Annotated in this window: 24 protein-coding genes; 10 read left to right on the forward strand and 14 right to left on the reverse strand. The window is 66.6% G+C overall.

What is annotated here, in order from left to right; all coding sequences use genetic code 11:
- Positions 1 to 10: 10 nt before the first annotated feature.
- A complete protein-coding gene (locus ABW18_RS04720; RefSeq protein WP_049697813.1) occupies positions 11 to 2,848 on the forward strand; it encodes a sacsin N-terminal ATP-binding-like domain-containing protein in 2,838 nt (945 codons plus the stop codon).
- Here ABW18_RS04720 and ABW18_RS04725 read toward each other — a convergent pair.
- Entirely contained in the window at positions 2,845 to 3,429 is a 585-nt protein-coding gene (locus ABW18_RS04725; protein WP_049697814.1) for a TetR/AcrR family transcriptional regulator, read from the reverse strand. The two genes, ABW18_RS04720 and ABW18_RS04725, sit on opposite strands and share 4 nt — an antisense overlap.
- A gap of 124 nt (positions 3,430 to 3,553) precedes the next feature.
- On the opposite strand from ABW18_RS04725, the gene ABW18_RS04730 reads away from it, so the two are divergent.
- Positions 3,554 to 4,708, forward strand: a complete 1,155-nt coding sequence (locus ABW18_RS04730; protein WP_049697815.1) for an acyl-CoA dehydrogenase family protein — start codon at positions 3,554 to 3,556, stop codon at positions 4,706 to 4,708.
- Between the two features lie 122 nt (positions 4,709 to 4,830).
- On the forward strand, positions 4,831 to 5,424 hold the full coding sequence (locus ABW18_RS04735) for a phosphatase PAP2 family protein (RefSeq protein WP_049697816.1): 594 nt from the start codon (positions 4,831 to 4,833) through the stop codon (positions 5,422 to 5,424).
- 55 nt (positions 5,425 to 5,479) lie between these two features.
- Here the strand turns inward: ABW18_RS04735 and ABW18_RS04740 are convergent, their stop codons facing one another.
- From ABW18_RS04740 to ABW18_RS04775, 8 genes are all read right to left on the reverse strand, one after another.
- Positions 5,480 to 6,157, reverse strand: coding sequence for a TetR/AcrR family transcriptional regulator (locus ABW18_RS04740; RefSeq protein WP_049698066.1), 678 nt, complete (start codon positions 6,155 to 6,157; stop codon positions 5,480 to 5,482).
- A gap of 51 nt (positions 6,158 to 6,208) precedes the next feature.
- Positions 6,209 to 7,354 carry an acyl-CoA dehydrogenase family protein gene (locus ABW18_RS04745; RefSeq protein WP_049697817.1) on the reverse strand — a complete coding sequence of 382 codons (1,146 nt, stop codon included), beginning with the start codon at positions 7,352 to 7,354 and terminating at the stop codon, positions 6,209 to 6,211.
- A 13-nt stretch (positions 7,355 to 7,367) separates the two neighbouring features.
- Positions 7,368 to 8,588, reverse strand: a complete 1,221-nt coding sequence (locus ABW18_RS04750) for an acyl-CoA dehydrogenase family protein (RefSeq protein ID WP_049697818.1) — start codon at positions 8,586 to 8,588, stop codon at positions 7,368 to 7,370.
- Positions 8,585 to 10,300 carry a class I adenylate-forming enzyme family protein gene (locus tag ABW18_RS04755; protein WP_049697819.1) on the reverse strand — a complete coding sequence of 572 codons (1,716 nt, stop codon included), beginning with the start codon at positions 10,298 to 10,300 and terminating at the stop codon, positions 8,585 to 8,587. The genes ABW18_RS04750 and ABW18_RS04755 overlap by 4 nt, the downstream gene beginning before the upstream one ends.
- 29 nt (positions 10,301 to 10,329) lie before the next feature.
- Entirely contained in the window at positions 10,330 to 11,079 is a 750-nt protein-coding gene (locus ABW18_RS04760) for an SDR family NAD(P)-dependent oxidoreductase (RefSeq protein ID WP_049697820.1), read from the reverse strand.
- 33 nt (positions 11,080 to 11,112) lie between these two features.
- Positions 11,113 to 11,919, reverse strand: coding sequence for an enoyl-CoA hydratase-related protein (locus tag ABW18_RS04765; RefSeq protein ID WP_049697821.1), 807 nt, complete (start codon positions 11,917 to 11,919; stop codon positions 11,113 to 11,115).
- A gap of 192 nt (positions 11,920 to 12,111) precedes the next feature.
- Complete coding sequence (locus ABW18_RS04770) at positions 12,112 to 13,065, reverse strand: esterase/lipase family protein (protein ID WP_049698067.1); 954 nt, start codon at positions 13,063 to 13,065, stop codon at positions 12,112 to 12,114.
- 91 nt (positions 13,066 to 13,156) lie between these two features.
- A complete protein-coding gene (locus ABW18_RS04775) occupies positions 13,157 to 13,405 on the reverse strand; it encodes a DUF2530 domain-containing protein (RefSeq protein ID WP_049697822.1) in 249 nt (82 codons plus the stop codon).
- A gap of 273 nt (positions 13,406 to 13,678) precedes the next feature.
- On the opposite strand from ABW18_RS04775, the gene ABW18_RS04780 reads away from it, so the two are divergent.
- Positions 13,679 to 15,052: an NCS2 family permease gene (locus ABW18_RS04780; RefSeq protein WP_231894325.1), complete on the forward strand. Its 1,374-nt coding sequence runs from the start codon at positions 13,679 to 13,681 to the stop codon at positions 15,050 to 15,052.
- A gap of 98 nt (positions 15,053 to 15,150) precedes the next feature.
- Positions 15,151 to 15,594, forward strand: a complete 444-nt coding sequence (locus ABW18_RS04785) for a MarR family winged helix-turn-helix transcriptional regulator (RefSeq protein ID WP_049697824.1) — start codon at positions 15,151 to 15,153, stop codon at positions 15,592 to 15,594.
- A gap of 180 nt (positions 15,595 to 15,774) precedes the next feature.
- On the opposite strand, the gene ABW18_RS04790 is transcribed toward ABW18_RS04785, so the two are convergent.
- Positions 15,775 to 17,016: a GNAT family N-acetyltransferase gene (locus ABW18_RS04790; protein WP_049697825.1), complete on the reverse strand. Its 1,242-nt coding sequence runs from the start codon at positions 17,014 to 17,016 to the stop codon at positions 15,775 to 15,777.
- A 66-nt stretch (positions 17,017 to 17,082) separates the two neighbouring features.
- Between ABW18_RS04790 and ABW18_RS04795 the strand changes: the two genes are divergently transcribed.
- Together ABW18_RS04795 and ABW18_RS04800 are read left to right on the forward strand one after the other, a co-directional pair.
- Positions 17,083 to 17,955, forward strand: coding sequence for a TrmH family RNA methyltransferase (locus ABW18_RS04795; RefSeq protein ID WP_049697826.1), 873 nt, complete (start codon positions 17,083 to 17,085; stop codon positions 17,953 to 17,955).
- Positions 17,952 to 18,293: a DUF2537 domain-containing protein gene (locus ABW18_RS04800; protein WP_049697827.1), complete on the forward strand. Its 342-nt coding sequence runs from the start codon at positions 17,952 to 17,954 to the stop codon at positions 18,291 to 18,293. The genes ABW18_RS04795 and ABW18_RS04800 overlap by 4 nt, the downstream gene beginning before the upstream one ends.
- Before the next feature lie 42 nt (positions 18,294 to 18,335).
- On the opposite strand, the gene ABW18_RS23420 is transcribed toward ABW18_RS04800, so the two are convergent.
- From ABW18_RS23420 to ABW18_RS04820, 4 genes are all read right to left on the reverse strand, one after another.
- Positions 18,336 to 19,565 carry a DUF6928 family protein gene (locus ABW18_RS23420; RefSeq protein WP_049697828.1) on the reverse strand — a complete coding sequence of 410 codons (1,230 nt, stop codon included), beginning with the start codon at positions 19,563 to 19,565 and terminating at the stop codon, positions 18,336 to 18,338.
- Positions 19,566 to 19,577: 12 nt separating this feature from the next.
- Complete coding sequence (sepH, locus tag ABW18_RS04810) at positions 19,578 to 20,537, reverse strand: septation protein SepH (RefSeq protein WP_049698068.1); 960 nt, start codon at positions 20,535 to 20,537, stop codon at positions 19,578 to 19,580.
- 208 nt (positions 20,538 to 20,745) lie between these two features.
- Positions 20,746 to 21,891, reverse strand: a complete 1,146-nt coding sequence (gene serC / locus ABW18_RS04815; RefSeq protein WP_049697829.1) for a phosphoserine transaminase — start codon at positions 21,889 to 21,891, stop codon at positions 20,746 to 20,748.
- Positions 21,892 to 21,947: 56 nt separating this feature from the next.
- On the reverse strand, positions 21,948 to 23,075 hold the full coding sequence (locus tag ABW18_RS04820) for a citrate synthase 2 (RefSeq protein WP_005206634.1): 1,128 nt from the start codon (positions 23,073 to 23,075) through the stop codon (positions 21,948 to 21,950).
- Between the two features lie 185 nt (positions 23,076 to 23,260).
- Here ABW18_RS04820 and pdxH point away from each other — a divergent pair, with 185 nt between their 5' ends.
- The 3 genes from pdxH (at position 23,261) to ABW18_RS04835 (ending at position 26,451) form a co-directional block, all read left to right on the forward strand.
- The gene (pdxH, locus tag ABW18_RS04825) at positions 23,261 to 23,956 is read left to right on the forward strand and encodes a pyridoxamine 5'-phosphate oxidase (RefSeq protein WP_049698069.1); all 696 of its coding nucleotides are present in this window, start codon (positions 23,261 to 23,263) and stop codon (positions 23,954 to 23,956) included.
- A gap of 161 nt (positions 23,957 to 24,117) precedes the next feature.
- Positions 24,118 to 24,912, forward strand: a complete 795-nt coding sequence (locus ABW18_RS04830) for a DUF8176 domain-containing protein (protein ID WP_049697830.1) — start codon at positions 24,118 to 24,120, stop codon at positions 24,910 to 24,912.
- Positions 24,913 to 25,038: 126 nt separating this feature from the next.
- Positions 25,039 to 26,451 (forward strand): hypothetical protein, encoded by a 1,413-nt coding sequence (locus tag ABW18_RS04835; protein WP_049697831.1) that lies wholly within the window; start codon positions 25,039 to 25,041, stop codon positions 26,449 to 26,451.
- Positions 26,452 to 26,454 lie beyond the last annotated feature (3 nt).

Below are 26,454 nucleotides of genomic sequence, written 5' to 3' on the forward strand. Positions count from 1 at the left end.
ACGGCCGACCCTGACGACCGACCGGCGCGACAACGACGACCCGTTCGGGACGGGGCGCCTGCGCGCAGCCACTCTTGACGCCTGGCGCTCGTCGCCGACCCGGCTGGTCGAAGACAGTAACGCCGAGGACGACCTGGTCACCGTCGGCTACCGCGACCGACTGTTCACCGAGCTCGCAGTCAACGCCGCAGACGCGGCAGCCGTCTCGAATTCGCCTGCGCGCATAGCCGTCTGGCTCGACGACCGCGAACTGCACGTCGCCAACACTGGTGCTCCGCTGAGCGCAGATGGCGTGCGTTCGCTTGTTGCGCTGCGGGCATCGGCGAAATCCGACGACACCGCCGCAGGTGTGATCGGCCGCTACGGTGTCGGCTTCACGGCCACCGCCACCGTCGCCGACCACGTCGAGATCCGCTCGACGACGGGCTCCATCCGCTTCGATCGCGCCGATACCGTTGCGGCGGTGCGGAATTCGGGCATTTCGCTGCGCGACGACGCGTCGGTTCCGTTGCTGCGCCTGGCGTGGCCCGTCGAGGCTGCGCCCGCTGCCGACTTCGACACCGACGTCGTGCTGGGGTTGACGCCGGACGTCGACGCGCAAGCGCTGCTTTCCGACATTGCGGCGCAGGCGCCCGATCTACTGCTCTCGCTCGAGGCCGTTGAGTCGATCACGCTGCCGGACAGGAGTTTTCGGATAGAGCGGACGGAGTTCGACGCTGCAGAGGAAGACGGCGCGCAGCTTGGCCCAGACAGTAGTGCTCGACGGCTGCGCGTGTTCGTCGACGCCGACGGTGCCGAGCGGGTGTACGCCTCGTGGCTCGAGGTGACACACACGCGCGACGGAGTTGTGAACCGTTGGCTCGCACCGCAGTCCGATGCAGCTGTGGCCGCTCGTCCGGTGCGGGGAGTGCTGTACGCGCCGACGGCGACCGACATCGAGCTCGGGCTGCCCGCCAGAATCATCACATCGCTGCCGCCGACGCCGGACCGACGTCGACTCCTTCCCGACGTCGACATAGCCTCTGCCGCAGCTGGTTACGCAGACTTGTTGCGCATCGTCGAACCGTCCGATCGGCTCGCCCTGCTACCCGCGTCGCATCGGATCGCGGGACTCGACGACGCGCGGCTCACCGAGGCCGTCGTCGACGAGGTGCGCGACGCACCGTGGCTGCCCGCGGCCGAAGGTCCCGACCTCGTGCCGTCCCGTGCGACGCTTCTCGTCGGACTGACAGACGAACTCGCTGACGTACTCGGTGATCTGTTCGCCGACCTCGTGCACCCCGACCTCTCGACGTCCAGCTCGCTTGTCGCGCTCGAACGCCTGGGGGTTACGCCGATCGGGCTTGCGGCCCTTGCAGACCGGCTCGTCGGGGTCGACCGGCCCGCGTCCTGGTGGCAGCGGCTCTACGCCGCGCTCGCGCCGCTCGTTCCGACGGCGCGCGAGGTCGAGGAGCTGGCTGCGCTGCCGGTCCCGCGTGCGGACGGTCGCATGAACATCGGCGCGCGTGGGCTCTCCGTTGTCGCGACGTCGCGGCCACTGCGGTGGATTCGCACCGTCGATCCGGACGCCGACCATCCGCTCCTCGAACGTCTTGGCGTGCAACGGCTCTCGGTGGCGGAGGCGCTTGCCGACGACGGGCTGCGCGCACTCGTCGAGGATGAGGAGGCGGTCGACGACGAGGACGCAATCGACGACGAGGACTCGACACTTCTCGATGAGATCGTCGAACTGCTCGTCGCGGACCCCGCCGCGGACGCACCGGAGTGGTTGTCGCGCATGACGTTACCCGCCGACGGCGAGTGGCGCAGCGCCGACGAACTTCTGCTGCCGAACGCCCCGCTGCTCTCCGTGCTCGTCGACGACCATCCGTTCGGCATCGTCGACGACGAGCTGGTGGCGCGTGTCGGCGTCGACGTGCTGCGCAGGATCGGCGTCGGGTGGGGTTTCACGACCGTCTCCGACGAGTTCCCGACCGCGCCGGATCACGACCTCCCCGACGAGGAGTTCTGGTGGGACGGCCTCGCCGATCTTCCCGAAACCCTCACCGCGGTGCGCGATCTCGATCTCGTCGACGACGAGCGCTGGCCCGAGGCCCTGACGCTCCTCGCTCGCGACGAGTCGCTCGAATCGGTGCTGGCCGACCGCCAGGGCTACACGGCGTGGTGGTTGCGTCATCAAGCGGAGATCGACGGGCACGCGCTCGGCTGGTACCGCGCGCCGTCGGAGTCGGCGCTGGCAGGAGTCCGCGACGTCCTCGACCATCCGTACGCCGACTCGCTCGCCGCGGCGCTCGGCGGCAGCGACGTCGAATCGGTCGCCGATGCCGACACCCTGCTGCACAATCTCGCCGATCCGGCGCGCGAAGTATCGGCCGGCGCGGCGTCGACGACCTACGCCGCGATCGTGCGTGCGTGCCGACACGGGATCGTCGAACCGATGGATCTCGCTGTGCCCGAACGTGTTCGCGCGGTGTCGGGCAGAGCGGTCACCGACGCGATGGTGATCGATCGCCCGTGGCACGTGCAGGTCGTCGACGCCGACGCGATGGTGGTGTTCGCGAGCGCTAACGCAGACGACGCCGCTCTGCTCGCCGACATTCTCGACGTTCCGACCTCGTCGGAGGTCCTCAGCGCCGTCGTCGCTTCGGAGGGAGAGCCGTCGACCGCTGCAGACACCGACGCGGTGCTCTTCACCGCGCTCAGCGGGCGCGCAGTGGACGGCGAAGTCAGAGTCCACGACGACCTGGTTGTCACCGTGGCCCGCGACGGTGAGAGCGTCGACGTGTCCCTCGACTGGTGGGTCGACGACCGGGGCATCACTCACCTTCGACGCCGCACGCGGCGCTAACCTCGGTCGACGTCGATCCCGCGCATGAGTATGGACGCGAGCTGCCGGTAGGCCTGCGCGTCGTCGAGGCCGGTGTGTGCTTCGACGTCTCGTCGTTGGATGCGACTCATCATCGTCGCCGCGAGGTCGCCCGCGAAAGCGGCGTCGACGTCACGGAATTCGCCCGCGGCCACGCCTGCGGCGATCAGTTCGCGCACGCGTGCGGCGGCTGCTGCGGTGTTCTGCTCGTAGAGCTCGCGCGTCGGTGCGAAGGCGTGCAGGTCTGCCATGAACTGCGCGGACGCCGGCGAGAGCGCGTCGCCCACCGCGATCAGATACTCGACGACGGCGTCGCGCGACGTCGCGGCGTCGGCAACTCGCGACTCGACCTGTTCGGTCGCCGTGCGGAAGAAATGGGTGACCGTCTTGGTGACGAGCTGTTCCTTGCTGCCGGCCAGGGTGTAGAGCGTCGAGCGTGAACAGTGCAGGCGCGCTGCGAGGTCGGCGATCTGGAGGTGTGCGAAGCCGTCGGCGAGCATCAGCGCGAGCAGGCCGTCGAACAACTCGGTTCGACGCCGCGTCGCGAGCTCGGCTCGGGTCATCGGTCACCTCCTGGGCTGTGGCGGGAGCATTGCATTCTCGCTCGAATAGTACTAGGAAGAGTACCTGAGTACTATTAGCTGTAGGCACTGTTCGCAGTCCAGATCACGCACCATCGGAGGATTCATGCCCGTCGACCGTCTCCTGCCCACCGACGAGGCCCGTGATCTGATCGCGCTGACCAGGGACTTCGCCGACAAGAAGTTCCTACCCATCGTCGACGAGTACGAGAAGGCCGAGCGGTATCCAGACGGCCTGTTCGCCGAGATGGGCGAGGCAGGACTCCTCGGTCTGCCCTATCCCGAGGAGTGGGGAGGCGGCGGCCAACCCTACGAGGTGTACCTGCAGGTGCTCGAAGAACTCGGCGCGCGCTGGGCGTCGGTTGCCGTCGCGACCAGCGTGCACGGCCTCGCCTGCCACCCGTTGTTCACCTTCGGCACCGACGAGCAGAAGCAGCAGTGGCTCCCGGATCTGTTGGAGGGCAAGCTGATCGGCGCGTACAGCCTGTCGGAGCCGCAAGCCGGATCCGACGCCGCTGCACTCACCTGCAAAGCCGCGTCCGCCGAGGGCGGATACTCCGTCACCGGCGCCAAGGCGTGGATCACCCACGGCGGCATCGCTGATGTCTACAACCTGTTCGCGCGGACGGGCGAAGGCTCCAAGGGCATATCGTGCTTCCTCGTTCCCCGCGACACCGCAGGCCTCTCGTTCGGAAAACCCGAAGAGAAGATGGGCCTTGCCGCGGTGCCCACCACCTCGGCGCACTACGACGACGCCTTCATCGAGGAGGGACGTCGACTCGGCGCCGAGGGCCAGGGACTCCAGATCGCTTTCTCTGCACTGGATTCCGGCCGACTCGGCATCGCGGCCGTCGCCACCGGCCTCGCACAGGCTGCACTCGACGCCGCCGTCGACTACGCACACGAACGAACCACGTTCGGCCGCAAGATCATCGACCATCAGGGCATCGGCTTCCTACTCGCCGACATGGCCGCCGCCGTCGACTCCGCCCGCGCAACCTACCTCGACGCCGCGCGTCGTCGCGATGCGGGACAACAGTATTCGCGCGCCGCTGCCACCGCCAAGCTGATCGCCACCGACGCCGCCATGAAGGTCACCACCGACGCCGTCCAGGTGCTCGGCGGCTACGGCTACACCCGCGACTTCCGCGTCGAGCGGTTCATGCGCGAAGCCAAGATCACCCAGATCTTCGAGGGCACCAACCAGATCCAGCGCCTCGTCATCAGCCGCGCCCTCGCCGCCACGCAGCCCACTGCGTGAGGCGTCCGGCCCACCTCTAAATGTGTGTCCTACGTAAAGATGTGTGCGCTGCAGCACCCACTTCCTTCAACACGACACACATTCACCGCTGATCGACGGGCATCGTCGGTAGTGTGGCGAGAATGATCGTGCAGATCACCGACGTCGACCAGCACATCACAACGTGGGTGGTCGACCACCGAACCGCGCCACTGACGGGCCTCGCGCACGTCGTCACGGTGTTCGGCAACACGATCACCCTCTGGATCGTCGCGACACTCGTCGTGATCGCACTCGCCGCCCGCAAGCACGTGACCGAGGCCGTCTACGTCGGGTTGGGTTCACTCCTCGGAGCGTCGTTGATGGTGATCCTCAAACATCTCGTCAGGCGTGAGAGGCCCCCGCGCGACGACCGGCTCCTCCACATCGAGAGCTACTCGTTTCCCTCGGGCCACTCGATGATGACGATGGTCGTCTACGGACTCATCGCCATCGCGGCGTACCGGGTGATTCCGTGGGTGCGCGCGCATCCCTGGACGCTGGTGCTCGCGCCGGTGATATCGATCCTCGTCGGCCTGACCCGCATCTACCTCGGCGTCCACTGGACCACCGACGTCCTCGCCGGCTGGCTGTTCGGCGCCGTGTGGGTAGGGCTGTGCACCTGGGTGCTGTCGCTCTGGCTGTCCTCGCGCGGCCGATCCGACCGCCCCGTGGCCGAGCCATCGGACTCCGCCTAGTCGGTCGAGCTTGTCGAGACCACCCCACCGCTGGTCGAGCTTGTCGAGACCACCCCTACAGCGCGGCCAGGTACCCGCCGAGCCGATCTTCGACGACCAGCGCCGGCAGCGCGAACCGCAGCTGTGCCGTCGCGTACTCGTCGATCGTCAGCGCAGGCGCGAAATGCCAGTGCTTGAGCGCCCACCCGTGCGCGAGCATCATCAGATCGAACACCGCGAGGTCGACGTCGACGTCCGCCTTCATCGACCCGTTCTCGATTGCTGCAGTGATCGCGTCGCGCATCGGCGCCGACGTCTCCACCTCGAGTTGCTTGATCTGGTCCCGACCCTCGGCGTCGAGCGTGCGGCTCTCCCGATACGTCAGCACGACGGCATCGCGATTCTCGTCGACGATCCGCGCGTACTGCCGGAAACCGGCGATGAGTTGTTCGACGGGGTCGTCGCCCGCGAGGTCCATCGCTGGTTGCAACTGATCGCGGAACTTCTCCAGGATGTCGACGATCGCGGCGAGGAGGATGTCCTCCTTCGACCCGAAATACTTGTAGAACAATCCGACGCTGACCTGCGCCTCGTCGGCCAGCGCCTGCATCGACATCTGGTGAAACCCGGTGCGCTCCATGACGGCGACGGCGGCGTCGAGCAACTGTCGTCGACGTGACGAGACCCGGACCGCACGCACCGCATCTTCGACGGCCAGATCCGACGTCGAGCGTGCGGTTGCGGATTTCGCCACGAGTACTCCTCTTGCATCGAACGGTGAATCGCCGTTCATCACTGTAGCTGCTCAGATCCCCAGATCTTTGGCGACGATGGTCTTCATGATCTCCGACGTCCCGCCGTAGATGGTCTGGATACGCGCGTCGACGAATGCTCGTGCCACCGGATACTCCCGCATGTAGCCGTATCCGCCATGCAGTTGCAGGCACCGGTCGGCGGTCCGGACCTGTAGTTCGGTTGCCCACCACTTCAGCCGCGCCGCCCGTGCAGCGCTCAGTTCTCCCCGGACGTGTTCTGCGATGCAGTCGTCGAGGAACGTCCGTGCGATGTCGAGTTCGGTTGCGAGCTCGGCCAAGACGAACTGGGTGTTCTGGAACGACGCGATCGGCGAACCGAACGCCGTGCGCTCCTTCACGTACTCCAGGGTGCGGGCGAAAACACCCTCGGCGGCAGCGATGGCTCCCACGGACAGCGAGAGTCGTTCCTGCGGAAGGTTTCTCACCAGTTGGTAGAAGCCCTCGCCCTCCTCTCCGAGTCGGTTCGCCACCGGTACCCGCATATCGTGAAAGGAGAGCTCGCTGGTGTCCTGTGCGTGCAGCCCGATCTTGTCGAGATTGCGGCCACGCTCGAAACCCGGTGTGGCAGCGTCGACGACGAGCAGGGTGAGTCCCTTGTGCTTGTCCGCACTCGTCCTCGTCGCGACGACGAACAGGTCGCCGTTGCGGCCGTTGGAGATGAACGTCTTCGACCCGTTGACCACGTAGTGATCACCGTCGCGCACCGCCGACGTGGTGATGCCGGTAAGGTCGCTGCCCGCCCCCGGCTCCGTCATCGCGATGCCGAGCACGGTCTCACCGCTGACGACGCCTGGTAGCCAGCGCGCCTTCTGCTCGGCGGTGGTCAGCTCGGTGAGGTAGGGAAGTACGACGTCGTTTTGCAGTGAGAACGCGATCGCTTCGGCAGCCGCGCCGGTGCGTGCGATCTCGTCGATCAGGATTGCGTTGTACCGGAAGTCGTCGACGCCTGGCCCGTCGAACTGCTCGTCGACCTCGAATCCGATCAGCCCGTTCTTGCCCGCCTCGGTGAACAGGCTGCGATCCCATTGGCCTGCGGTTTCCGAGTTCTCGTGCGAGGGAGTGATCTGCTCGGCGACGAATCGTGCTGCGGTGTCGCGGAATTGCTTGTGCTCGATGTCGTGGGTGAGTGCGCTCATGGGGAGTCTCCGTTCAGCGGAAGGCGTTCTGGCCGGTGAAGGCCTGGCCGAGGACGAGTTGGTGCATCTCTGGGGTGCCCTCGTAGGTGAGCACCGATTCGAGGTTCACCATGTGACGGATCACCGGATATTCGAGCGAGATGCCGTTGCCGCCCAATATGGTTCGCGCCGTGCGACAGATCTCGATGGCCTCACGGGTGTTGTTGAGTTTGCCGAAGCTGACCTGGTCGGGACGCAGCCCGACCGAATCCTTCAGGCGTCCGAGGTGGTAGGCCAGCAACTGGCCCTTCTGCAGTTCGACGGCCATGTCGGCGAGCTTCGCCTGTGTCAGTTGGAATCCTGCGATCGGCTTGCCGAATTGTGTTCGCTGCGTGGCATACTCGAGTGCTGCCGCCCAGGCGGTGCGAGCCGCACCGATCGATCCCCAGATGATTCCGTACCTGGCCTCGGTGAGACTCGAGAGCGGCCCTTTGATTCCCTTGCCCTTGTGCAGGTCGTCGTTCCCGGGCATCAGCGCATCCGCCGGTAGCCGCACGTTGTCCAGCACGATCTCACCGGTGGTCGACGCCCGCAGCGACGCCTTGTGCTTGATCTCCGGCGTCGAAACACCCGGTGTGTCGGTGGGCACGATGAAGCCACGCACACCCACGCCGCCGTCGGGGAGGTCGGTCTGCGCCCAGACGACGGCCACGTCGGCGATGGGGGCGTTGGTGATCCACATCTTGCGGCCGTCGAGTATCCAGTCGTCGCCGTCGCGCCTGGCGCGCGTCTTCATCGACGCGGGGTCTGATCCGGCGTCGGGTTCGGTCAGGCCGAAACAGCCGACGGTGGTGCCCTCGGCCATGGACGGTAGCCACTGCGTTTTCTGTTCTTCGCTGCCGTTGTTGTAGATCGAGAACATCGCGAGCGAACCCTGCACCGAGACCATCGACCGGATGCCCGAGTCGCAGGCCTCGAGTTCGAGACTTGCCAGCCCGTAATGTACCGACGACGCTCCGCCGCAACCGTATCCGTCGAGGTGCATGCCGAGAACGCCGAGCTGACCGAACTGCTTGAACAACTCGCGCGCGATCGGGATTCCGCCCTCCTCGAACCAGTCGGCGATGTACGGGGTCACCTGGTCGGCGAGAAATCCGCGAACCGAATCGCGCACGGCCAGTTCGTCGTCGGAGTATCCGAGATCGAGGTTGAGGGGGTCGAGTGCGGAAAACTTCGTGCTGGCGGTGGTGCTCATCGGGCGGCTCCGTTGGTGGTCGACGTTGTGAGGGTTGCGGGGGCATCGAATTCGCTGGCTGTCATCTCAGCGGCAGCGGATGTGGTTGCCCGGTAATGGAGTTTCTTGCCGGTCGCGGAAACAGGTAGCGACCCGACGATGCGATAGGCGCGTGGACGTTTGAACTGCGAGAGCATCGGATGCTCACGGCAGAAGTCGTCGAGTTCCTCCGGGGACGGGCGGGCGCCCTCGACAGGCACGATGTAGGCGACGACGAGTTGACCCCACCGATCGTCGGGAACGCCGACGACAAGCGAATCCGCCACTGCGGGATGGCCGTTGAGGGCCTCCTCGACCTGTACCGGATGCACGTTCTCACCGCCGGAGATGAGCATGTCGTCCTTACGTCCGACGATCGTGACGAACTCGTCGACGTCCCAGGTGGCGAGATCGCCGATGTGCAGCCAGCTACCGTTGTACTTCGCCTTCTCCTGCTGAGGTGAATCAAAGTACGCTGCAGCACATTTCGGCGAGCGGATGATCACCTCGCCCACCTCGTCGCCGTCTCGTGCGACGACGTCGTCCGGGTCGGCCAGCCGTCCGTCGTCGCGGACGTGGACCACGCGCACGTCGTCGTCGAGGCAGGCACGCCCCGCGGTTCCGGCGTGCGCCGGCAGGTCCGTGGGGCGCAGGAAGGTGTTCCAGAAGCCTTCGGTGCTGCCGTATCCGTTGAAGATCCTGGGGGTGAGTACCCGCTGATAGAGCAGTGCGGCGTCGCGTTCGAGGGGAGCGCCCATGGTGACGATGCCGTTCAGGCTGGATAGGTCGCGCGGACGACGTTGCTGCTCGGCAGCGAGCATCGCGAGGTTGGTTGGCGCACCGATGAGGAATGTCAGTCCGTAGCGTTCGACCCAGTCGAGTGTCGTCGCCGCGTCGAACACACGCATCGGCACCAGCGACGATCCGAGGTAGAACGTGGGATTGGGTCCGGCGCAATAGAGTCCGCCCCGGTGGAACCACGGGGTCATGTTCAGCGTGCGATCCTCCGGCGAGAGCGGGAAGTGCATGATCACGTCGTGCGCCGAGAAGATCTCGATCGCGCTGTTCATCGGCACCGCTTTGGGCATGCCGGTGGTGCCGGAGGTGTAGAGCCGGGCGGTCTCGTCGAACACGCCGCGGGTTGTCCGCGGTGCAGGAGCGTCCGCCGGCAGGTCGGCGAACCGGATCGACCGCGGGCCGTCGACGAGAGTGCCTGTGCCCACGCCGATCAGGACCTCTGGGGTGTGCTCCGCGCGCTCGATTGCCGTCGACACCATGTCGGTGAGCTCGGTGTCGTAGATGTAGACCGACGGCCTGCTCACGTCGAGGATGACCGCCGTCTCGCCTGCGGCCAACCGGAAGTTCATCGGTGATCCGACGGCGCCTACTGCCTGGGTGGCGAGGTAGAGCTGCGCGAACTCGGGACCGTTGAACAACTGATATCCGACGACGTCGCCGTCGCCGACGCCGTAGGCCGCGAGGCCTGCGGCCAACGAGTCCACGGCGGCGCCGAGCTCTGCGTACGTCCACTCGGTATCGGTGGTCGGGTCGATCATCGCGGTGGTGTGTGCGTATCGGGAAACGTTGCGGCGGAAGCCGTTCAGATACGTAAACTCGTGCTCGAAGAACGAGCGATACTGTGCTGCGTCGTAGACGTACGGTGTTGCGGCGTCGTGACTGTCGAGGGTGCTCATGATGATCTCCAGTGACCTCGGGTTGGGCCCTAGCCGGCCATCGTGAGTCCGCCGCTGACGCTGATCACCTGGCCGGTGATGAACGACGCCGCGGGGGAGGCGAAGAACAGAACGGGCGCTGCGACCTCGTCGGGACGGGCGAGTCGTCGGAACGGAATCGCTTTGACGAGGGCCTCTTTGAGCTTGTCGGGCTGAGCCTGGAAAAGCGGGGTGTCGGTGGGGCCGGGGCACACGGCGTTCACGGTGATCTGGTGACGAGCCATTTCGCGTGCGAGCGACTTGCTCAAGGCGATGACGCCGCCCTTGGCGCCCGCGTAGATGGATTCGCCTGCGCTGCCGACTCGTCCGGCGTCGGAGGCAAGGTTGATCACCCGGCCGCCCTGCCAGCCTTCGGTTTTCGACGCCTCGACCATTCCCGGCAGGAAGGCGCTCGCCATGTGGACCGGTCCGAGGTAGTTGATAGCGACGACCTTTTCCGCGAATTCGGTGCTCGCATTGAGGAATTGGTCGGTGCGGTCCCATCCTGCGGCGTTGACGAGGATGTCGGCGACCCCGACTTCGGCATTGACGGCGTCGCGCAGCGAGTCAACGGTGGCCCGATCGGCGACGTCGACGGACATCGGCACGATGGCTGCATTCTGCTCAGCGGTGCGCTTGGCGGCGTCGAGGTCGAGATCGGCCGCGACGACCGTGGTGCCCTGCTCGGCGAATGCGAGCGTGATGGCCTTACCGATACCCGATCCTGCGCCGGTGACGACGGCGATGCTGTTGGTGCTCATGGGTTTTGCTCCTGTGGTCTGTGGTTGCTGCGGTCAGGCGCCGACGTACTTGTTGAAGTCGGGTGCGCGCTTCTCGGCGAAAGCCGTTGCGCCCTCGAGTCCCTCGGGGGAGTGGGTGAAGAGGTCCAGTGCACTCATCGCGAGATTGGAGAGTCCGGCCTGATGGTCGGAGTCCGCGTTGAAGCTCTGCTTGAGGAAGCGCAGCGTCGTCGGCGACTTCTCGGCGATCTCGGCAGCAACCTTCTTGGCCTCGTCGAGCAGATCTGCCGCCGGCACGACCCAGTTCACCAGGCCCCAACGCTCAGCGGTGGCGGCGTCGTATTGGCGGCACAGGTACCAGATCTCGCGCGCCCGCTTCTCGCCGACGACTCGTGCCAGGTAGGCCGAGCCGAATCCGGCGTCGAATGAGCCGACCTTGGGGCCCGACTGGCCGAAGCGTGCGGTGTCCGCGGCGATGGTCAGGTCGCACAGCACATGCAGCACGTGGCCACCGCCGATCGCGAGTCCGTTGACCGCCGCGATGACGGGCTTGGGGATGTCGCGGATCACCTTGTGCAGGTTGCCGATCTCGAACATGCCCGACTCCGACGGCCCGTAGTCGCCGGTCTCGGCGCGCTGCTTGACGTCGCCACCGGTGCAGAAGGCCTTCTCTCCCGCTCCGGTCAGGATCACGGCCTGCACGTTGCGGTCGGCCCAGGCGCGCCTGAAGGCGTTGATCATCTCCTCGACGGTCTTGGCGCGAAATGCGTTGTAGCGCTGCGGGCGGTTCATCGTGATGACCGCCGTCGGGCCCTCCACGACGTACTCGATGTCTTCGTAGTCGGTGGTGCCGTAGCTCATGTCGCTGCTCCTTCGCGAAGGTGGTCGCCGAGACGGACTGACTCGGACTTCATAGTGAATGAACGTACATTCACTCAATTGGACGTGTCAAGGGTCACAAAGAAGCGGATTGTCGTTCGCGCAGGTCAACGCCCGTCGACGGGGCGCTTCGTTTCGCCGACTGGGCGCTACGTCACGTCGACTGGGCGCTACCTAGTACGCGCCGCCGCTGAGCGGTGCGGCTCGATCGCAAGGCACCGGGCGGGGGTGTGCGGGGTCGAGCGCGTTGAGCACGAAGTACGCGGCGCGACGCGAGCCTGCGATGCCCGCGTGTTCGGTGTAATCGACCGGGCAGCCGTCCTGGACGACGATGTTGCGCACGTTGGAGCCACCCGGCGGCAGGCCGAGCGTGTACGGGACGACGGCCTCGTCGTAGCGGGTCGCGATGTTGGTGTAGCTGATCTCGGGGTAGTAATAGCCGCCCGCCGCGATCTTGCGCATCACGTCGGAGGTGGGGTCGAGTTCGGCGCATCCCTGGCAGAGCGGGGTCTGTGCCGCGGAGATGCCGAGCTTGCGGACCGTAGGCAGGATCTGGTCGGCTCCGGCCACCGTCGAGCCTCGCCATGCCGGGGCGATCGATACGTGCTTGTCGATCTTGCCCCGACCGCCAAGGTATTTCGCGTAGTACGCGGGCACGACGGTGCCCTGCGAATGTCCGACGACGTCGACCTTGGAGGCACCCGTTGCCGCGAGGACTTTGTCGACGAAACGTCCGAATTGTGCTGCGCTGTCTTCGATCAGTCCCATTCCGCCGACGGCGGGACCAGGCCACGGCAGCTCATCGAGCGCCCCGTAGGTGAGCGCGAAGACGCAGTAACCCTCGTTCTTCAGCAGCGGAACGTATGTGCCCCAATTGGTTTGCTGTGATCCGCCCGTTCCGTGTGCGAGCACCACGGGGTAGGGATGTTTCGACGTCGGGCGGCAGGAGAAGTCGTTGGAGCCCGGTAGCGATCCGCCATGGTTCGACAACTCGGCAGGGATGCCCGAGAAGAAGTTGAACGTCACCGGCAGAGGAGCCGCCGACGCGGTGCCCGCAGTCGTCGTCCCGGCGAGCAAGGCGAGTGCTGCCGCGACCGTAACCAGTAGTGAGAATCCCCGAATCCGCATGAACACTGAACCTAGCAAGTGCTTGGTGAGCGTGGGTGCGTTGCGTCGAAACCGTGTTCTCGACGCCCCGCCGTCGGCTCGGCGGTCGGGCTCAGTCGAGACCGCGTTGCGCGGTCCGGTCGCCGCGTCGAGACGCGGCGCGCTGGACGAGGAAGAGTCCCGTGCCCGCTACGCCGACGGCGAGACCGACAAGACATACGGCAAGCGTGCGGCCGCCGCCCCATCCGGTGGCCCACACGACGATGGTCGCCACCAGCCACGCGACCATGCCGACGACGATCACCGGCTCGGGCGCCCGCAGCGCTTGCGGCAATTGGGGGATCTCGGGTTCATCGGCCACGGAGGACAGGGTAACTTCCCCCTTGTGACAAGCGATCCCTCGAGTGATCCGACTGGGCCATCGAACTCCGACGCCCAGTCGGCGGAACCGAGCGCCCAGTCGGCGGAACCGAGCGCCCAGTCGGCGGAACCGAGCGCCCAGTCGGCGGAACCGAGCGCCCAGTCGGCGGAACCGAGCGCCCAGTCGGCGCAACCGGCGCAACCGGCGCGGCGGTTCGGGGCCGTCGACCGCTTCTTCAAGGTCAGCGAACGCGGTTCGACGCTGAGCCGAGAGATGCGCGGCGGGTTGGTGACGTTCTTCACCATGGCCTACATCGTGGTGCTCAACCCGATCATCATCGGCGGCATACCGGGCGAGTCCAAGAACGCCGACGTCCTCGGCAACGTGCTGCCCATCGCGCAGGTCGCGGCTGTCACGGCGCTCGTCGCGGGTGTCATGTCGATCATCTTCGGCTTGGTCGCCAACTATCCGTTCGCCATTGCCACCGGTCTGGGCATCAACAGCCTGCTGGCGGTGACCATCGTCCCTGAGGTCACCTGGCCCGAGGCGATGGGGCTGGTCGTGGTCGACGGCATCATCATCGTCATCCTGGCGATCACCGGATTCCGCACCGCGGTGTTCAATGCTGTTCCCGCAGAGCTGAAAGCAGCGATCGCAGCGGGTATCGGCTGCTTCGTGGCGTTCATCGGATTTGTCGACGCCGGGTTCGTCCGACGTATCCCCGACGCCGCGGGCACCACCACGCCCGTCCAGCTCGGCTTCGGTAACTCGATCACCACGGTGCCGACGCTCATCTTCGTGATCGGCGTCCTGCTCATGGGTGCGTTGATGGTGATGAAGGTGCCGGGTGGTCTGCTCCTGGGCATCATCATCACGACGATCATCTCGATCATCCTGGAGTCGACGCTGCATCTCGGCTCGGGCGCCGAGAAACAGGGCGGCTGGTCGCTGTCGGTGCCCAAGATCCCCGACTCGGCAGGCGGACTGCCCGATCTGAGTCTCGTCGGCAACGTCGACCTCTTCGGCGCCTTCACACGTATCGGTGTGCTCGCGGCCTGTGTGTTCGTCTTTGCGCTGGTGCTGTCGAACTTCTTCGACGCGATGGGCACGATGACCGGCCTCGGCCGCGAAGCCGGACTCGCCGACGACAAGGGCAATCTGCCCGGCGTCGGTAAGGCGCTGGTCGTCGAGGGCACGGGCGCGATCGTGGGCGGTGTGGCGTCGTCGTCGTCGAACACGGTTTTCGTCGAGTCGGCGTCGGGTATCGCCGAAGGTGCCCGAACGGGTCTGGCCAACATCGTGACCGGTGGACTGTTCATCGTGGCGATGTTCCTGACGCCCCTGTACGAGGTCATCCCGTCCGAGGCCGTCGCGCCGGCCTTGGTCATCGTCGGTGCGCTGATGATGGGTCAGGTGACCCGCATCGACTTCACGAAGTTCGAGTACGCACTCCCGGTGTTCCTGACAATCGTCACCATGCCGTTCACCTACTCGATCGCCAACGGCATCGGCGTCGGATTCATCAGTTGGGTGGTGATGGCCGCAGCGGCGGGCAAGGCGCGCAAGGTGCACCCGTTGATGTGGGCGATCGCAATCGTCTTCGCCCTCTACTTCGCGCGCGAACCCATCTCCAACCTGATCAGTTGACCAGAAAAACGGGCAATTCGGGCTGATGTCGTCCGTTCGAGTTGTGAAAACGGTCGGTCAGTACTGCAAATGCTGTGCGGCAAACTAATGTAAAGCCCGTGAGTACACCGACCGACGACGGTTTATCGGGTGCCCTGGCGCTAGCGATTGTGCGCTTGGCGCGGCGACTGCGCCTACGTAGGCAGAACCAACTCGTATCTTTGACCCAGTTGTCGGCCTTGTCGACGCTACACATCGAGGGCGCGATGACGCCGGGCGCGCTGGCGGCCGCCGAGCGGGTCAAGCCGCCGTCGATGACGCGCGTGCTGGCATCACTGTCCGATCTCGGCATGATCGAGCGCGCGCCGCACCCCACCGACGGGCGTCAGGCGATCGTGACGCTCGCACCCGCAGGCGAGGAGGTGATCGTCGCCGAGCACGCCGCCCGACGCGCCTGGCTGTCAGACCAGATCGACGCCTTGACCGACGACGAGCGCGCCACCCTCCGCAGCGCTCTGCCGGTCCTCGCCAAACTCATCAGCGAAACCGACGAGCCCAACTGAGCGTGCCGCCCCGACCCTCCCGGGTCGAGCGGCCCCCTCGCTGATCGAGCTTGTCGAGATCACCCGCTGATCGAGCCGGCCCCACGCTGATCGAGCCGACCCTTCGCTGATCGAGCGCCCCACCCGCTGATCGAGCCGGCCCCGCTGATCGAGCTTGTCGAGATCACCCGCCCGTCGAGATCAGAAGAACGTCCCGGCGAACGGAGCGCGGTCGGTGGCGAACGCCCGTGTCAGCGCGCGCAGCGTGTAGTCGGAGTCTGTCCACAGGCGCCCGGCGCTCGCGAACAGCGACGGCTGCACCCCGCCGAGGAACAAGCTCGACAGCACGGAAATATCCATGCGCACAGTCGGTTTCGACGTCGACGGCGCGACGATCGCGCCCCCGTTCCGCACCGATACGTCGTAGACCCCCGCCCGCTCCCGGTAGCCGTCGGTGACCTCGAGCACGATGTCGAGGTCGGCGGAGTAGGTGCGCGTGCTGAGCGCGGCGGGGACGTCGAGAATCGACACCCACATCTCGTCGGAGCGTCCGGTGGTCGGCGCGGACCGTAGATCGGTGAGTTTCGCGCGCAGCGGGTCGTCGACCGGGATCGACGCCGTCAGCGACGGCACCAGGTCGAGTCCGAGCAGAACCCGCCACAGCTCGGTGTGCGCGTCGTCGGTGATCGCGAAGAGTTCTTCCACCTCGCCGCGGACCTGGCCTGCAGAGCTCTTGTGGATGCGGTAGCTCGCGTAGCCGTCGGGGTGCAGCAGGTAGTGCAGGCCGCTGGCGGCCGGGGGACGTTCCGACGGACGGTCGGCGAGGATCGGAGGCCACCACTGCGGGGTCCGCGCGAGTGCGCCCGGGCGTGTGCGCGCCCAGCGCTCGTGGATGTCGGGGATCGTCGCGGCGACCTGCTGCGGGTTCGCGAAGTAGACCTCGGGGTGGTCGGGGGCCTCTGCGCGCAACGTCGGACGGCCCGGGGTCACCTCGACGCTCTCGGAGAAGCATGCGGGGCCGAACCCGAACCGTTCGTAAATGGTCCCCTCCGACGCCGTGAGGATCGCGAACGCGAAACCCTCACGCTCCCACTGGGTGAACAACTCGGTGATCATCCGACGCAGAATGCCTCGCCGACGATGCGTCGACGCGACCGACACCCAGGACAGACCGGCCGCAGGAACCTGCGTCCCGCCGGGAACCGTCATCTGCATCCGATAGAACATCGACACCCCGACGAGCGGGCGGTCGTCGTGCCAGGAGTCCCGAACCAGTACGACGTCGTCGTCGGAGACCTTCCCGCGGAGATCCGCGCGCTCGTCGTCGGAAATAGGGTTTCGCATCGCGAACGCGCGCGCATCCGTGGTGATGATCTCGTCCCAGTCGGCGTCCGTGGCCCGTCCCAGGTCGAGTGTGCTGCTGCGATTGTCCGGTGATCTCACTCCTCAACCGTGTCACATGGGAGGGCAGGAGAAGCAATTCGGACTGCTTACGGCAGACTGGACCGCGTGTCCGAGCCTGTTTCAGCCCCACCTCTGGCAGTCGACGTCATCGACATCGACGACCCCGACGACCTGCGCGTCGACGACTTCCGCGACCTCAACTCCGTCGACCGCCGCCCCGACCTGCCGACGCTGCCGGGCGGTCGACCGGGCAAAGGGCTCGTGATCGCTGAGGGCGTTCTGGTGGCTCAACGCATGATCGCGTCGCGGTTCACCCCGCACGCCTTCCTGGGCGTCGACAAGAGACTCACCGAGCTGTCCGACGACCTGCGGAACCCCAGCCTGTCCGGGGTGCCGTTCTACCGCGCGAGCGCCGAGGTGATGGCCGAGATCGTCGGATTCCATCTCAATCGGGGAGTCCTGGGCGTCGCGCGCAGACCAGCCGCGTTGGAGGTCGACGACGTGCTCGCGACAGCCACGACCATCGCCGTGCTCGAGGGCGTCAACGACCACGAGAACATCGGCAGCATCTTCCGCAACGCAGCGGGCCTCGGCGTCGACGCGGTCCTGTTCGGTGCGGGCTGCGCCGATCCGCTGTATCGACGCTGCGTACGCGTGTCCATGGGCCACGCGCTTCTCGTGCCGCACGCGCGGTTCGACGACTGGCGCGGCGCCCTCGACCTCCTCGCTGATCACGGCTTCACGACGGTCGCGCTCACCCCACGCGAGTCCGCGGTCCCGCTCGCCGACGCGGTCTCGGCCGACAAGGTGGCCGTACTCGTCGGAGCAGAGGGCCCCGGCCTCAGCGAGACCGCCATCCGCGGCTCCCACGTCGCGGCACGCATTCCGATGAGCAGGGGCACGGATTCGCTCAACGTCGCGACTGCTGCGGCAATCGCCTTTTACGAGCGCGTCCGATCAGGGACGATAGACCGGTGAGCCTCGCCGAGTTCGACACCGCCCGCGCGTCGACGGTCGGCCTTTATCGCCGCGAACCGACGCCATGGGCGAGCGGACTCTTCGTCGCGACGACGTGCGCGATCTACTGCTCGCTGCTGCTCGTCGGCCTCTACACGCTCGTCGCCGACATCACGCCGTGGTCGGTGGCGGCTCGCTGGATCGGGGTTGCTGTTGCGATGCTCGTCGCGGGAGGACTCGGCTGGACACTGTGGCCACTGCGTGACCGACCCGTCTGGCGGTGGATCGTGTGGGGCTCGCTGATCGGATTTCTCGCAGGCGTCGGCTCATCGATCGCCCTGGCGCTACTGAATCCCTGATCCACCCGGCGAAGACCTACCCGGCGGACCTGCTCGAACTGCCTACTTGTCGGCGCCGAAGCCGAAGTACCGCGCGACGCGGCGCGTCCAGCCCGCCGACTCGTCGACGTACTCGCCGTTGGTGGGGAGTTCTGCTTCGACGCTCCCCGGCTCGCCGTAACTCCCCGGCTCGTCGAAATTCGCTGCCTCGCCGGCGTTCACGGATGGAACCGGCGCCGTGACAGCATCCTCGACGCTCGCTGCTGGTGCATCACGCAGCTCGGACTCGACCACCGGCCGACTCTCCTCTGACCTATCCGCCCCGGTCTCGACCGCTTCGGCGTCGACCACTTCGGTGTCGACGATCCCGGCGTCCACGACGTCAGCGTCGACCTCGGGCTCACCCGGCCCATCGGCCATCGGCGGCGCCGCGACCGGTTCGGCGACCGGGATGCCGACCGCTGGTGTGTTCCCTGGAACCGGGGCAGGCGGAGCGTCGACGGGATGCTGCGCTGCGGCTTCGGCCTGCAGGACCTGCTCGCGCGCGCTCGCCGCGGCCGCGGTTGCAGCAGCAGTTGCGGCGGCGGCCGTGGCGCTGGCCTCGCGGTAGCGCTCGTCGTCGGCCTCGGTCGGCTCGTAGTCTGCGGGCCTGATGGCGAAGCCGGTGACGGGAATCGTCAGCGGTTCAAGATCGCTCGGCGCGAGGGGTCGGGTGAACCGGAAACCCAACCACTCCCGATTGCCCTGCTCGGCGAGTTGCTGCGGATGGAACGGCAATGCCAGCGGATCGGGTGCCACGCCGGGGGCGTACCGCAGCGGATGCTCGCCTCCCCAGAAAGGCTTCTCGAAGGGGTACGGCAGGCCGTCGTCCTCAATGATGCTGACGGGGTCGGCGGCAAACGAACGTCGAAGTGTTCCGTCTTCCCACCGCGCGAAAACGCCTGTCGCAGAGTCGGGTTCGGTGTAGAGCAGGACTGCGGCAGCGCTCTCGGGGATCGACGCCGCCGTGCGGATGGTCTCGACGGTGCGCGTCAGCGTCGACGGCTTCGACGTCGCGAAGAGCGAACACGACACCACGGTCAGCGGGCCGTAGAAACCCGCGTACACCTGCGAACTGTCCGAGTCCATCGCCGCGGCGAGGTTGGTGTCGACGGACGGGACGAGAACGCTGTCGCCATAGATGGCCGATGCCAACTTCTTGGCCGCGTCGACGTCGTTGGTGACGCCGGATCGGAGTACGTCGACGGGAGTGTCGGTGTCGATGAACCACAGTGTGACTGCGCGCGCGGACATGGAGGCCGGTGCTCAGCTGTTCCCGTTGCTGCGCACACCGAGCAGCACGTCTTCCCAGGCGGGCACGGCAGGCTTGCGCGACTTGCGACGACGATGCTCCGTCGGCTTGTCGTCGGTGCTCGACGTCGAGGTGTCGGGGCTTGTCGACGCGTCCTGAGTGCCGCGCTCGGAGTCCGTGGCAGGAGCTTCGTCGACGACGGTCGGCTCCTGTGCAGCGTCGTCGTCGATGCCGAAGTCGAGGGTGTACGTGTCGTGTTCGACCCGCACCTCGACGTGCCGTGAACGCTGGGCCCCGATCAACGCGTTGGCGTCGAAGGTGACTTCTTCGTGGTCGTCGTCGGCGGGAGTGATCGTCGGCGTGCTCACCGGGATGAGTCGACGTCGCGGTTCTATCGTCTCGGGGTGGATGAGTTCCTCGGCGAGATCGTCGAGCGGAACCGCGGTCCCGCCGTGCGAGCCGGGAGAAAAGCGCCAGTGCGCGTGATGCTCGGTGTGTCCGACCTGCCAGTTGACCTGGACGACCCACTGCCCGTCGTCGCCCTTCCAGGCGTCCCAGGTCGCTTCGTTGGGGTTCTGGCCGTACGCGGCGAGTCCCTCGGTGACCGTGTCGCCGAGAGTTTCGGTCGACGGTCCGTCGTGGCGAACGGGGTGGGCGAGTGCGCCGAGTTCGGTCGCACGCTGACGTTCGAGCAGCACCGGGTGGGCGAAGCGCTCGATCTTGTCCTTCGGCACTCCGGCGACGGCCGCGACCTCCTCGACACTCGCGCCCGCACGGATGCGGGATTGGATTTCTCGGGGGCGCAGCGACGATTCCATTTCAATCTCGATCTGTCCGAGGCGGGAGAGGTCACCGCGGGCGGCCGCGCGGAGCCGCTCGTCGGCGTCGAGCTTGAAGCGCTCACCGGAGTCGGTGTCCTGGCAGATGACATGCGAGCCGTCGACGTCGACGCCGACGACCCGAAGTTCACGCATCATCTGCTCCTCCTCTGGTGGCCATGAGTGCGGGCATTGTCGTCAGGTTAGACCACAGATCCGCGTGAGACGGTCGGGACACGCGGCAAATCCGCAGGTCGCACCCAAACGCGCGGCGCTGCTAAGCGCCAGACGCGGCCCGAACTGGCAGACGCGGCGGGTGTACCAACCGCGTCTGCCGACTCGAGCCGCGTCTGTGCGGAAAATGTCAGAGCTTGCCGACGACGTAGTCGATCGCGGCGGTCAGGGTGCTGACGTCGTCGGGCTCGATCGCCGGGAACATGCCGATGCGGAGCTGGTTGCGGCCGAGCTTGCGGTACGGCTCGGTGTCGACGATCCCGTTGGCGCGCAGCACCTTTGCGACCTGCGCGGCGTCGACGTCGTCGGTGAAGTCGATCGTCCCGACGACCTGGCTGCGCAGCGCGGGGTCGGCGACGAACGGTGTCGCGAACTCGCTGGCCTCGGCCCATGAGTACAGGCGCGAGCTGGAGTCGGCGGTACGCGCGACGCACCAGTCGAGTCCGCCGTTGCCCAGCATCCACTGGATCTGGTTGTCGAAGAGCAACAGCGTCGCGAGTGCGGGCGTGTTGTACGTCTGGTTCTTCGCGCTGTTGTCGACGGCCGTCGGCAGCGACAGGAACTCCGGGCACCAGCGATCGGTGTGGGCGATCTGGTCGACGCGCTCGAGGGCGGCGGGACTCATCACTGCGATCCACAGGCCGCCGTCGGAGGCGAAGCACTTCTGGGGCGCGAAGTAGTAGACGTCGGTGTCGGCGATGTCGACCGGCAGGCCACCTGCGCCCGACGTTGCGTCGATGGCGATCAGCGCGTCGTCGGAACCCGCGGGACGGACGACGGGCACAGCAACACCGGTCGACGTCTCGTTGTGGGCCCACCCGATGAGGTCGACGCCGCCGAAGTCGTCGACGGTCAGCGCTGCCGGATCAGGTGCGGTTCCCGGATCGGTGGAGATCACTGCGGGGGAGTCGAGGAACGGCGCCTTCTTGGCGACCGTCGCGAACTTGGAGCTGAACTCGCCGTAGGTCAGGTGCAGCGAACGCTGCTTGATCAGGCCGAACGCCGCCGCATCCCAGAACGCAGTGGTGCCGCCGTTGGACAGCACCACCTCGTAGCCCTCGGGCAGCGAGAACAGGTCGGCGAGACCCGCGCGGATCGAGTCGACGACGTTCTTCACCGGCGCCTGGCGGTGGGAGGTACCCATCACCGACGCTCCGATGTCGACCAGGGACTGCAGTTGCTCGGGGCGCACCTTCGACGGTCCGCAGCCGAACCGGCCGTCGGAGGGCAGCAGCTCTGCGGGGATGGTGATGGATTCGATGGCGACGTCGCTCATGCCCGCAATTCTAGGGATGTGGCGCCGACCACTGCGTTCCGCCCCTCCCCGCGCGCTTACAACCCCGGTTTGACGACGTCGCCCCACCCCTCGACGTCCTCGGGTCGACGCGGCGCGGGACCGGTGTAGAGCGCCGCGGGGCGGACCAGCTTGCCGAGCTGCTTCTGCTCGAGAATGTGCGCGCACCAGCCGGCGGTGCGCCCGCAGGTGAACATCGCCGGCATCATGTGGGGTGGTACCTCGGCGAAGTCGAGGATGACTGCCGCCCAGAACTCGACGTTGGTTTCGATGGCCCGGTCCGGACGTCGCTCGCGCAGTTCGGTCAGCGCGGCCTGCTCGAGTGCGGCGGCCACCTCATAGCGCGGGACGTCGAGTTCCGATGCGGTGCGGCGCAATACGCGTGCTCGCGGGTCCTCGGCACGGTACACGCGGTGCCCGAAGCCCATCAGCTTCTCTTTGCGGTCGAGGATTCCCCTGACCAAACCTCTTGCGTCACCGGTCTTTTCGACCTCTTCGATCATCGGCAACACCCGCGCCGGTGCGCCGCCGTGTAGCGGTCCCGACATCGCTCCGATGGCTCCAGAGAGCGACGCCGCGACGTCGGCTCCGGTGGACGCGATCACCCGCGCTGTGAAGGTCGACGCGTTGAGTCCATGCTCGGCTGCACTCACCCAGTAGGCGTCGATCGCCGCGATGTGTTTCGGGTCGGGTTCTCCCTTCCACCGCGTCATGAATCGGGCGGTGACTGTCGGGCATTCGTCGATAATCCGTTGCGGCACTGCGGGTTGGTGGATGCCGCGTGCCGATTGCGCGACGTACGAGAGCGCCATCACCGACGCGCGCGCGAGGTTGGCGCGTGCGGTGGCGTCGTCGATGTCGAGCAGTGGCTGGTAGCCCCAGATGGGGGCGAGCATGGCCAGCGCGGCCTGTACGTCGACGCGGACATCGCCGGTGTGGATGGGCAGCGGGAATGGTTCGGCGGGCGGTAGTCCGTCGCCGAACCGGCCGTCGACGAGTAGGGCCCACACATCGGCGAAGGTGACGGCGTTCTCGACCAGATCCTCGATGTCGACCCCGCGATAGCGCAGGTTACCGCCGTTCTTGTCCGGTTCGGCGATCTCGGTCGTGAAGGCGACGACGCCCTCGAGTCCCGGTACGAAGTCGTCGGGAATGCTGTTCGCCACAGGGGCCACCTCTCTCCACGCAACACCGTGGGAAGTGCGCGGCGCGGGGCTGCGGCGCCACCCCAGCACTCTAGGTCACTCCAGCAGGTGCGGCACAGCGGGACGCCTCACCCAATGGGCGGTGACGGGTCGGGTCGGGGAGTACCGTCGGCGTCGTGGACAACGACCCCATCGACCTGCCCGGTATGCGCGTCGGTTACGGCGGCGGCATCCCACCCAACGTCGGCGATGGCGATCGAGCGGCTGGCGCAGACGGGGTGCGGGACAATCTCGATCCGAGCTGGCTCGACGGTGAGCCGCCGTGGCTCGAACTGTTCACGGTGTGGTTGCGCGAAGCCGTTGCCGCGCGCATCCCCGAACCCAACGCGATGGTGCTCGGAACTGTCGACGTGAACGGACTTCCGGCTACACGGACCGTGCTGTGCAAGGGAGTCGACGCCGGGGGCGTCGTGTTCTTCACCGGGTACGACTCGGACAAGGGACACGACCTCGCCGCCAACCCTTTTGCCGCCGTGACCTTTCCATGGATCGCATTGGAACGACAGGTTCACTTTCGCGGGCCTGTGACCAAGGTCAGCGACGCCGAGACGCAGGCGTATTGGAACAACCGCCCGCGCGGCTCTCAATTGTCGGGTTACGCGTCGGAACAGTCACGCGAGATCGGTAGCCGTGCCGAGCTCGAAGCCAAGGCCGCGTCGGTCGCCGAGCAGTTCGGCGGATTCGACGACGGCGACCCTGTACCCGCGCCGTCGAATTGGGGTGGGTACCGAATCGAACCGGTCTTCGTCGAGTTCTGGCAGGGCCGAGCCAACCGACTGCACAACCGGGTGCGGTTGACCATGATCGACGGTTGCTGGCGGGCGGCTCGGTTGCAGCCGTAGAGCTTTCGCCAAGGTCACAGGGGCGGGAGCCAAGCGGGCGGTACGACAAGACCCATCTGCCGGTCCACAGGGGACCGTGTTTTCGTGACCAAGTTCTTCGCATGCGTTAAGCTTCGCGGCAGCATGTTCGGGGAGTGGTTGCGACAGTTGGGGAGGGCTGGTTGAGCGAGAGCGATCTCGAGCAGTGGTTTGCCGACCTCCCGCCGTGGCCTACCTCGGGTACGACTCCGATGCACGAACTCGCGCGCGAGTCGTCGAGTGTGTTGGTGGCCTCGAAAGTCGCCGGTTCGGATACCGCTTCGTCGAGCGAGGGATCCGGGTCGGCCTCTCCCTCGCAGGAGCTCGACGCCTTCCTCACCTCCCAGGCCGAACGCTTGCGCGAGGACACTCGCCAGAAGCGAGAGAACGCGGCAGGTCCGCGCACCTGGCACAAGAGGCGGGGAACACTCGTCGGCGCGGGAGCAGGGATCCTCGTAATCGCGGTGATCGCAACTGTTCTCGGTGTCGCTCTATCGGGGTCCGACGAACGCGAGTCGACCACTGCGCGGCCGTCGGCCGTCGGTCCGACAGGCAGCAGTACCGCGTCTAGCAAATGCCCTGCCAGCGTGAATGGCGCCGTGACCACGGGAGCTGGTGCGGGAGACCAGAGTTCGGGCCCCAACGTGATCAAGGCGTTCAACTATGCGTACTACGTCGACAAAAACGCTCAGAAAGCCAAAGCTGTGACGACGCCGAACGCGGTCGCTGCTGTCGATGTCATGCAGAAGTTCATCGACCAACGCGGCGTCGGCACCAGTCACTGCCTCTCGATCACTGATCGCGGGAACAACACCTATGGTGTGACGCTCACCGAGACTCCACCGAATGGCGGGGCGCCGATCGTCTACCAGCAGACCATCAGTACTGTGCAGGCCGGTGGCAAGTACTGGATCACTTCGATCAAGTCTGAAAACTGATTTTCAACGCCACTATTCGGGGTTCTCGGTCTCAGGTCGAGAAGTAATGAGGGGGACAACGCGACGATGACACGGTCAGCCAAGAACCGGACTCGCGAAGCAGCATTGGACGTACGCCGACCTTCGATGAAGACGGCGGTCACCTCTGCGGTTCTCGTCGCCTCCATCGCGACTGCGTTGGGTGCCGGTTCGGCGGCAGCTGTGGAACAGGGCGGAACGAACCCCAACGATTCCGCGCCGCAGCAGGGCGGCACCGCGCCGACCGATACCGCTCCCCAACAGGGCGGTACGGCTCCGACGCCGGCGCCCGAACCATCCGCGCCGATCAACGTCCCCGGTGCCGGTTCGATCCCGGCCCCGCCCCAAGAAGCTCCTTACCAGCCGTACACCGCTGCCCCGCAGTATGAGGAGTCGGGCTACACCGACCCCGGCTACAGCACGTACTACAGCCCCGTACCCGACGCGCCGCTCCGGGCGCCGAAGCCCGTTGCGCCGGTGCGCCCGATTGCCCCGCCGCCCAACAAGATTCGCGTCGGAAACTTCGTGACCGACATCCCCGACGGCATGTCGGACAAGGACGTCAACTCCATCAACGCGTGGTCGGCCTACGGTGAGGCCAAGATCGCCCAGAACCTGATCTCCCTCGGCGTGCCGAAGGACAAAGCGTCGCGTCAGGCCGCGGCCACGATCATCGGCGTGGCCATCGGTGGTGCCGCAGGTGCTGCCGCCGGTGTCATTCCCGGAGCGCTTGTCGGCGTGCTGCCGGGCGCAGCGGTCGGTGCGGGGGTCGGTGCCGGTGTCGGTGCCGTTGCCCTGACCCCGGTTTCGGTGCCCGGCGTGGGAACACTCTCGGGGGGCGCCGTCGGCGCTCTCATCGGCCTCCCGATCGGCATGGCAGGCGGAGCGGCAGCGGGCGCTGTCGGCGGAGCCGCCCTCGGCGCGACGATCGGCGGCACCATTGGTGGCATCGCCGCGTACACGCTCGGCGCAGGCGATCCGGGCGCGCACCCGCAGGAGCCCTGGAAGCTCGACGAGAACGGAAATCCCAAGCAGCCCAAGCACGCCAAGCCTGAGCCGGTCGATCCCAGCATCAACCAGTTCGAGCTGTCGGTTCCTGCTGAGTCGGCCGCCGAACAGGGGCTGCCCGGCGTCGACTACGTGGTCAACTATCGCGGCGATGTCAACGTGAAGGTTGGCAACCAGACCACCACGTGGTCGGCAGAGCAGGCGCAGGCGCCGTACAAGGCACTCGGGCCGCTCGGCGCTGCGCTCGAGAAGCACTTCCGCGAGCTGACCAAGCAGATGACGGGCAGTCTCGACGCTCAGGTTCCCGGCTCCGAGGTCAACTGGCCCCAGGAGGCTGTGGGTCGCCACGCGCTACCCGACGACGCAACGGCATCGGAAGCCGTTGCGGCACAGTCGACTCCGGTGGCAGCGACCGTCGACGCCCCGGCGGACGCGACCAAGACAGACGTATCTCGATCCGAAGAAGCAGCACCCGCCGTCGCCAAGGTGGGTCGGCACGCAGCAGGCCGCTGATCG

This window comes from Gordonia jacobaea, assembly GCF_001186365.1.
Taxonomy (GTDB): Bacteria; Actinomycetota; Actinomycetes; order Mycobacteriales; family Mycobacteriaceae; genus Gordonia; species Gordonia jacobaea.

Excerpts from the sequence above, each read along its gene's own strand:
- ABW18_RS04725 (WP_049697814.1), bottom strand. The coding sequence starts at position 3,429 with ATGACCCGAGCCGAGCTCGCGACGCGGCGTCGAACCGAGTTGTTCGAC.
- ABW18_RS04730 (WP_049697815.1), top strand. The coding sequence starts at position 3,554 with ATGCCCGTCGACCGTCTCCTGCCCACCGACGAGGCCCGTGATCTGATC.
- ABW18_RS04735 (WP_049697816.1), top strand. The coding sequence starts at position 4,831 with ATGATCGTGCAGATCACCGACGTCGACCAGCACATCACAACGTGGGTG.
- ABW18_RS04745 (WP_049697817.1), bottom strand. The coding sequence starts at position 7,354 with ATGAGCGCACTCACCCACGACATCGAGCACAAGCAATTCCGCGACACC.
- ABW18_RS04750 (WP_049697818.1), bottom strand. The coding sequence starts at position 8,588 with ATGAGCACCACCGCCAGCACGAAGTTTTCCGCACTCGACCCCCTCAAC.
- ABW18_RS04755 (WP_049697819.1), bottom strand. The coding sequence starts at position 10,300 with ATGAGCACCCTCGACAGTCACGACGCCGCAACACCGTACGTCTACGAC.
- ABW18_RS04760 (WP_049697820.1), bottom strand. The coding sequence starts at position 11,079 with ATGAGCACCAACAGCATCGCCGTCGTCACCGGCGCAGGATCGGGTATC.
- ABW18_RS04765 (WP_049697821.1), bottom strand. The coding sequence starts at position 11,919 with ATGAGCTACGGCACCACCGACTACGAAGACATCGAGTACGTCGTGGAG.
- ABW18_RS04770 (WP_049698067.1), bottom strand. The coding sequence starts at position 13,065 with ATGCGGATTCGGGGATTCTCACTACTGGTTACGGTCGCGGCAGCACTC.
- ABW18_RS04780 (WP_231894325.1), top strand. The coding sequence starts at position 13,679 with ATGCGCGGCGGGTTGGTGACGTTCTTCACCATGGCCTACATCGTGGTG.
- ABW18_RS23420 (WP_049697828.1), bottom strand. The coding sequence starts at position 19,565 with ATGTCCGCGCGCGCAGTCACACTGTGGTTCATCGACACCGACACTCCC.
- sepH (WP_049698068.1), bottom strand. The coding sequence starts at position 20,537 with ATGCGTGAACTTCGGGTCGTCGGCGTCGACGTCGACGGCTCGCATGTC.
- serC (WP_049697829.1), bottom strand. The coding sequence starts at position 21,891 with ATGAGCGACGTCGCCATCGAATCCATCACCATCCCCGCAGAGCTGCTG.
- pdxH (WP_049698069.1), top strand. The coding sequence starts at position 23,261 with ATGCGCGTCGGTTACGGCGGCGGCATCCCACCCAACGTCGGCGATGGC.
- ABW18_RS04835 (WP_049697831.1), top strand. The coding sequence starts at position 25,039 with ATGAAGACGGCGGTCACCTCTGCGGTTCTCGTCGCCTCCATCGCGACT.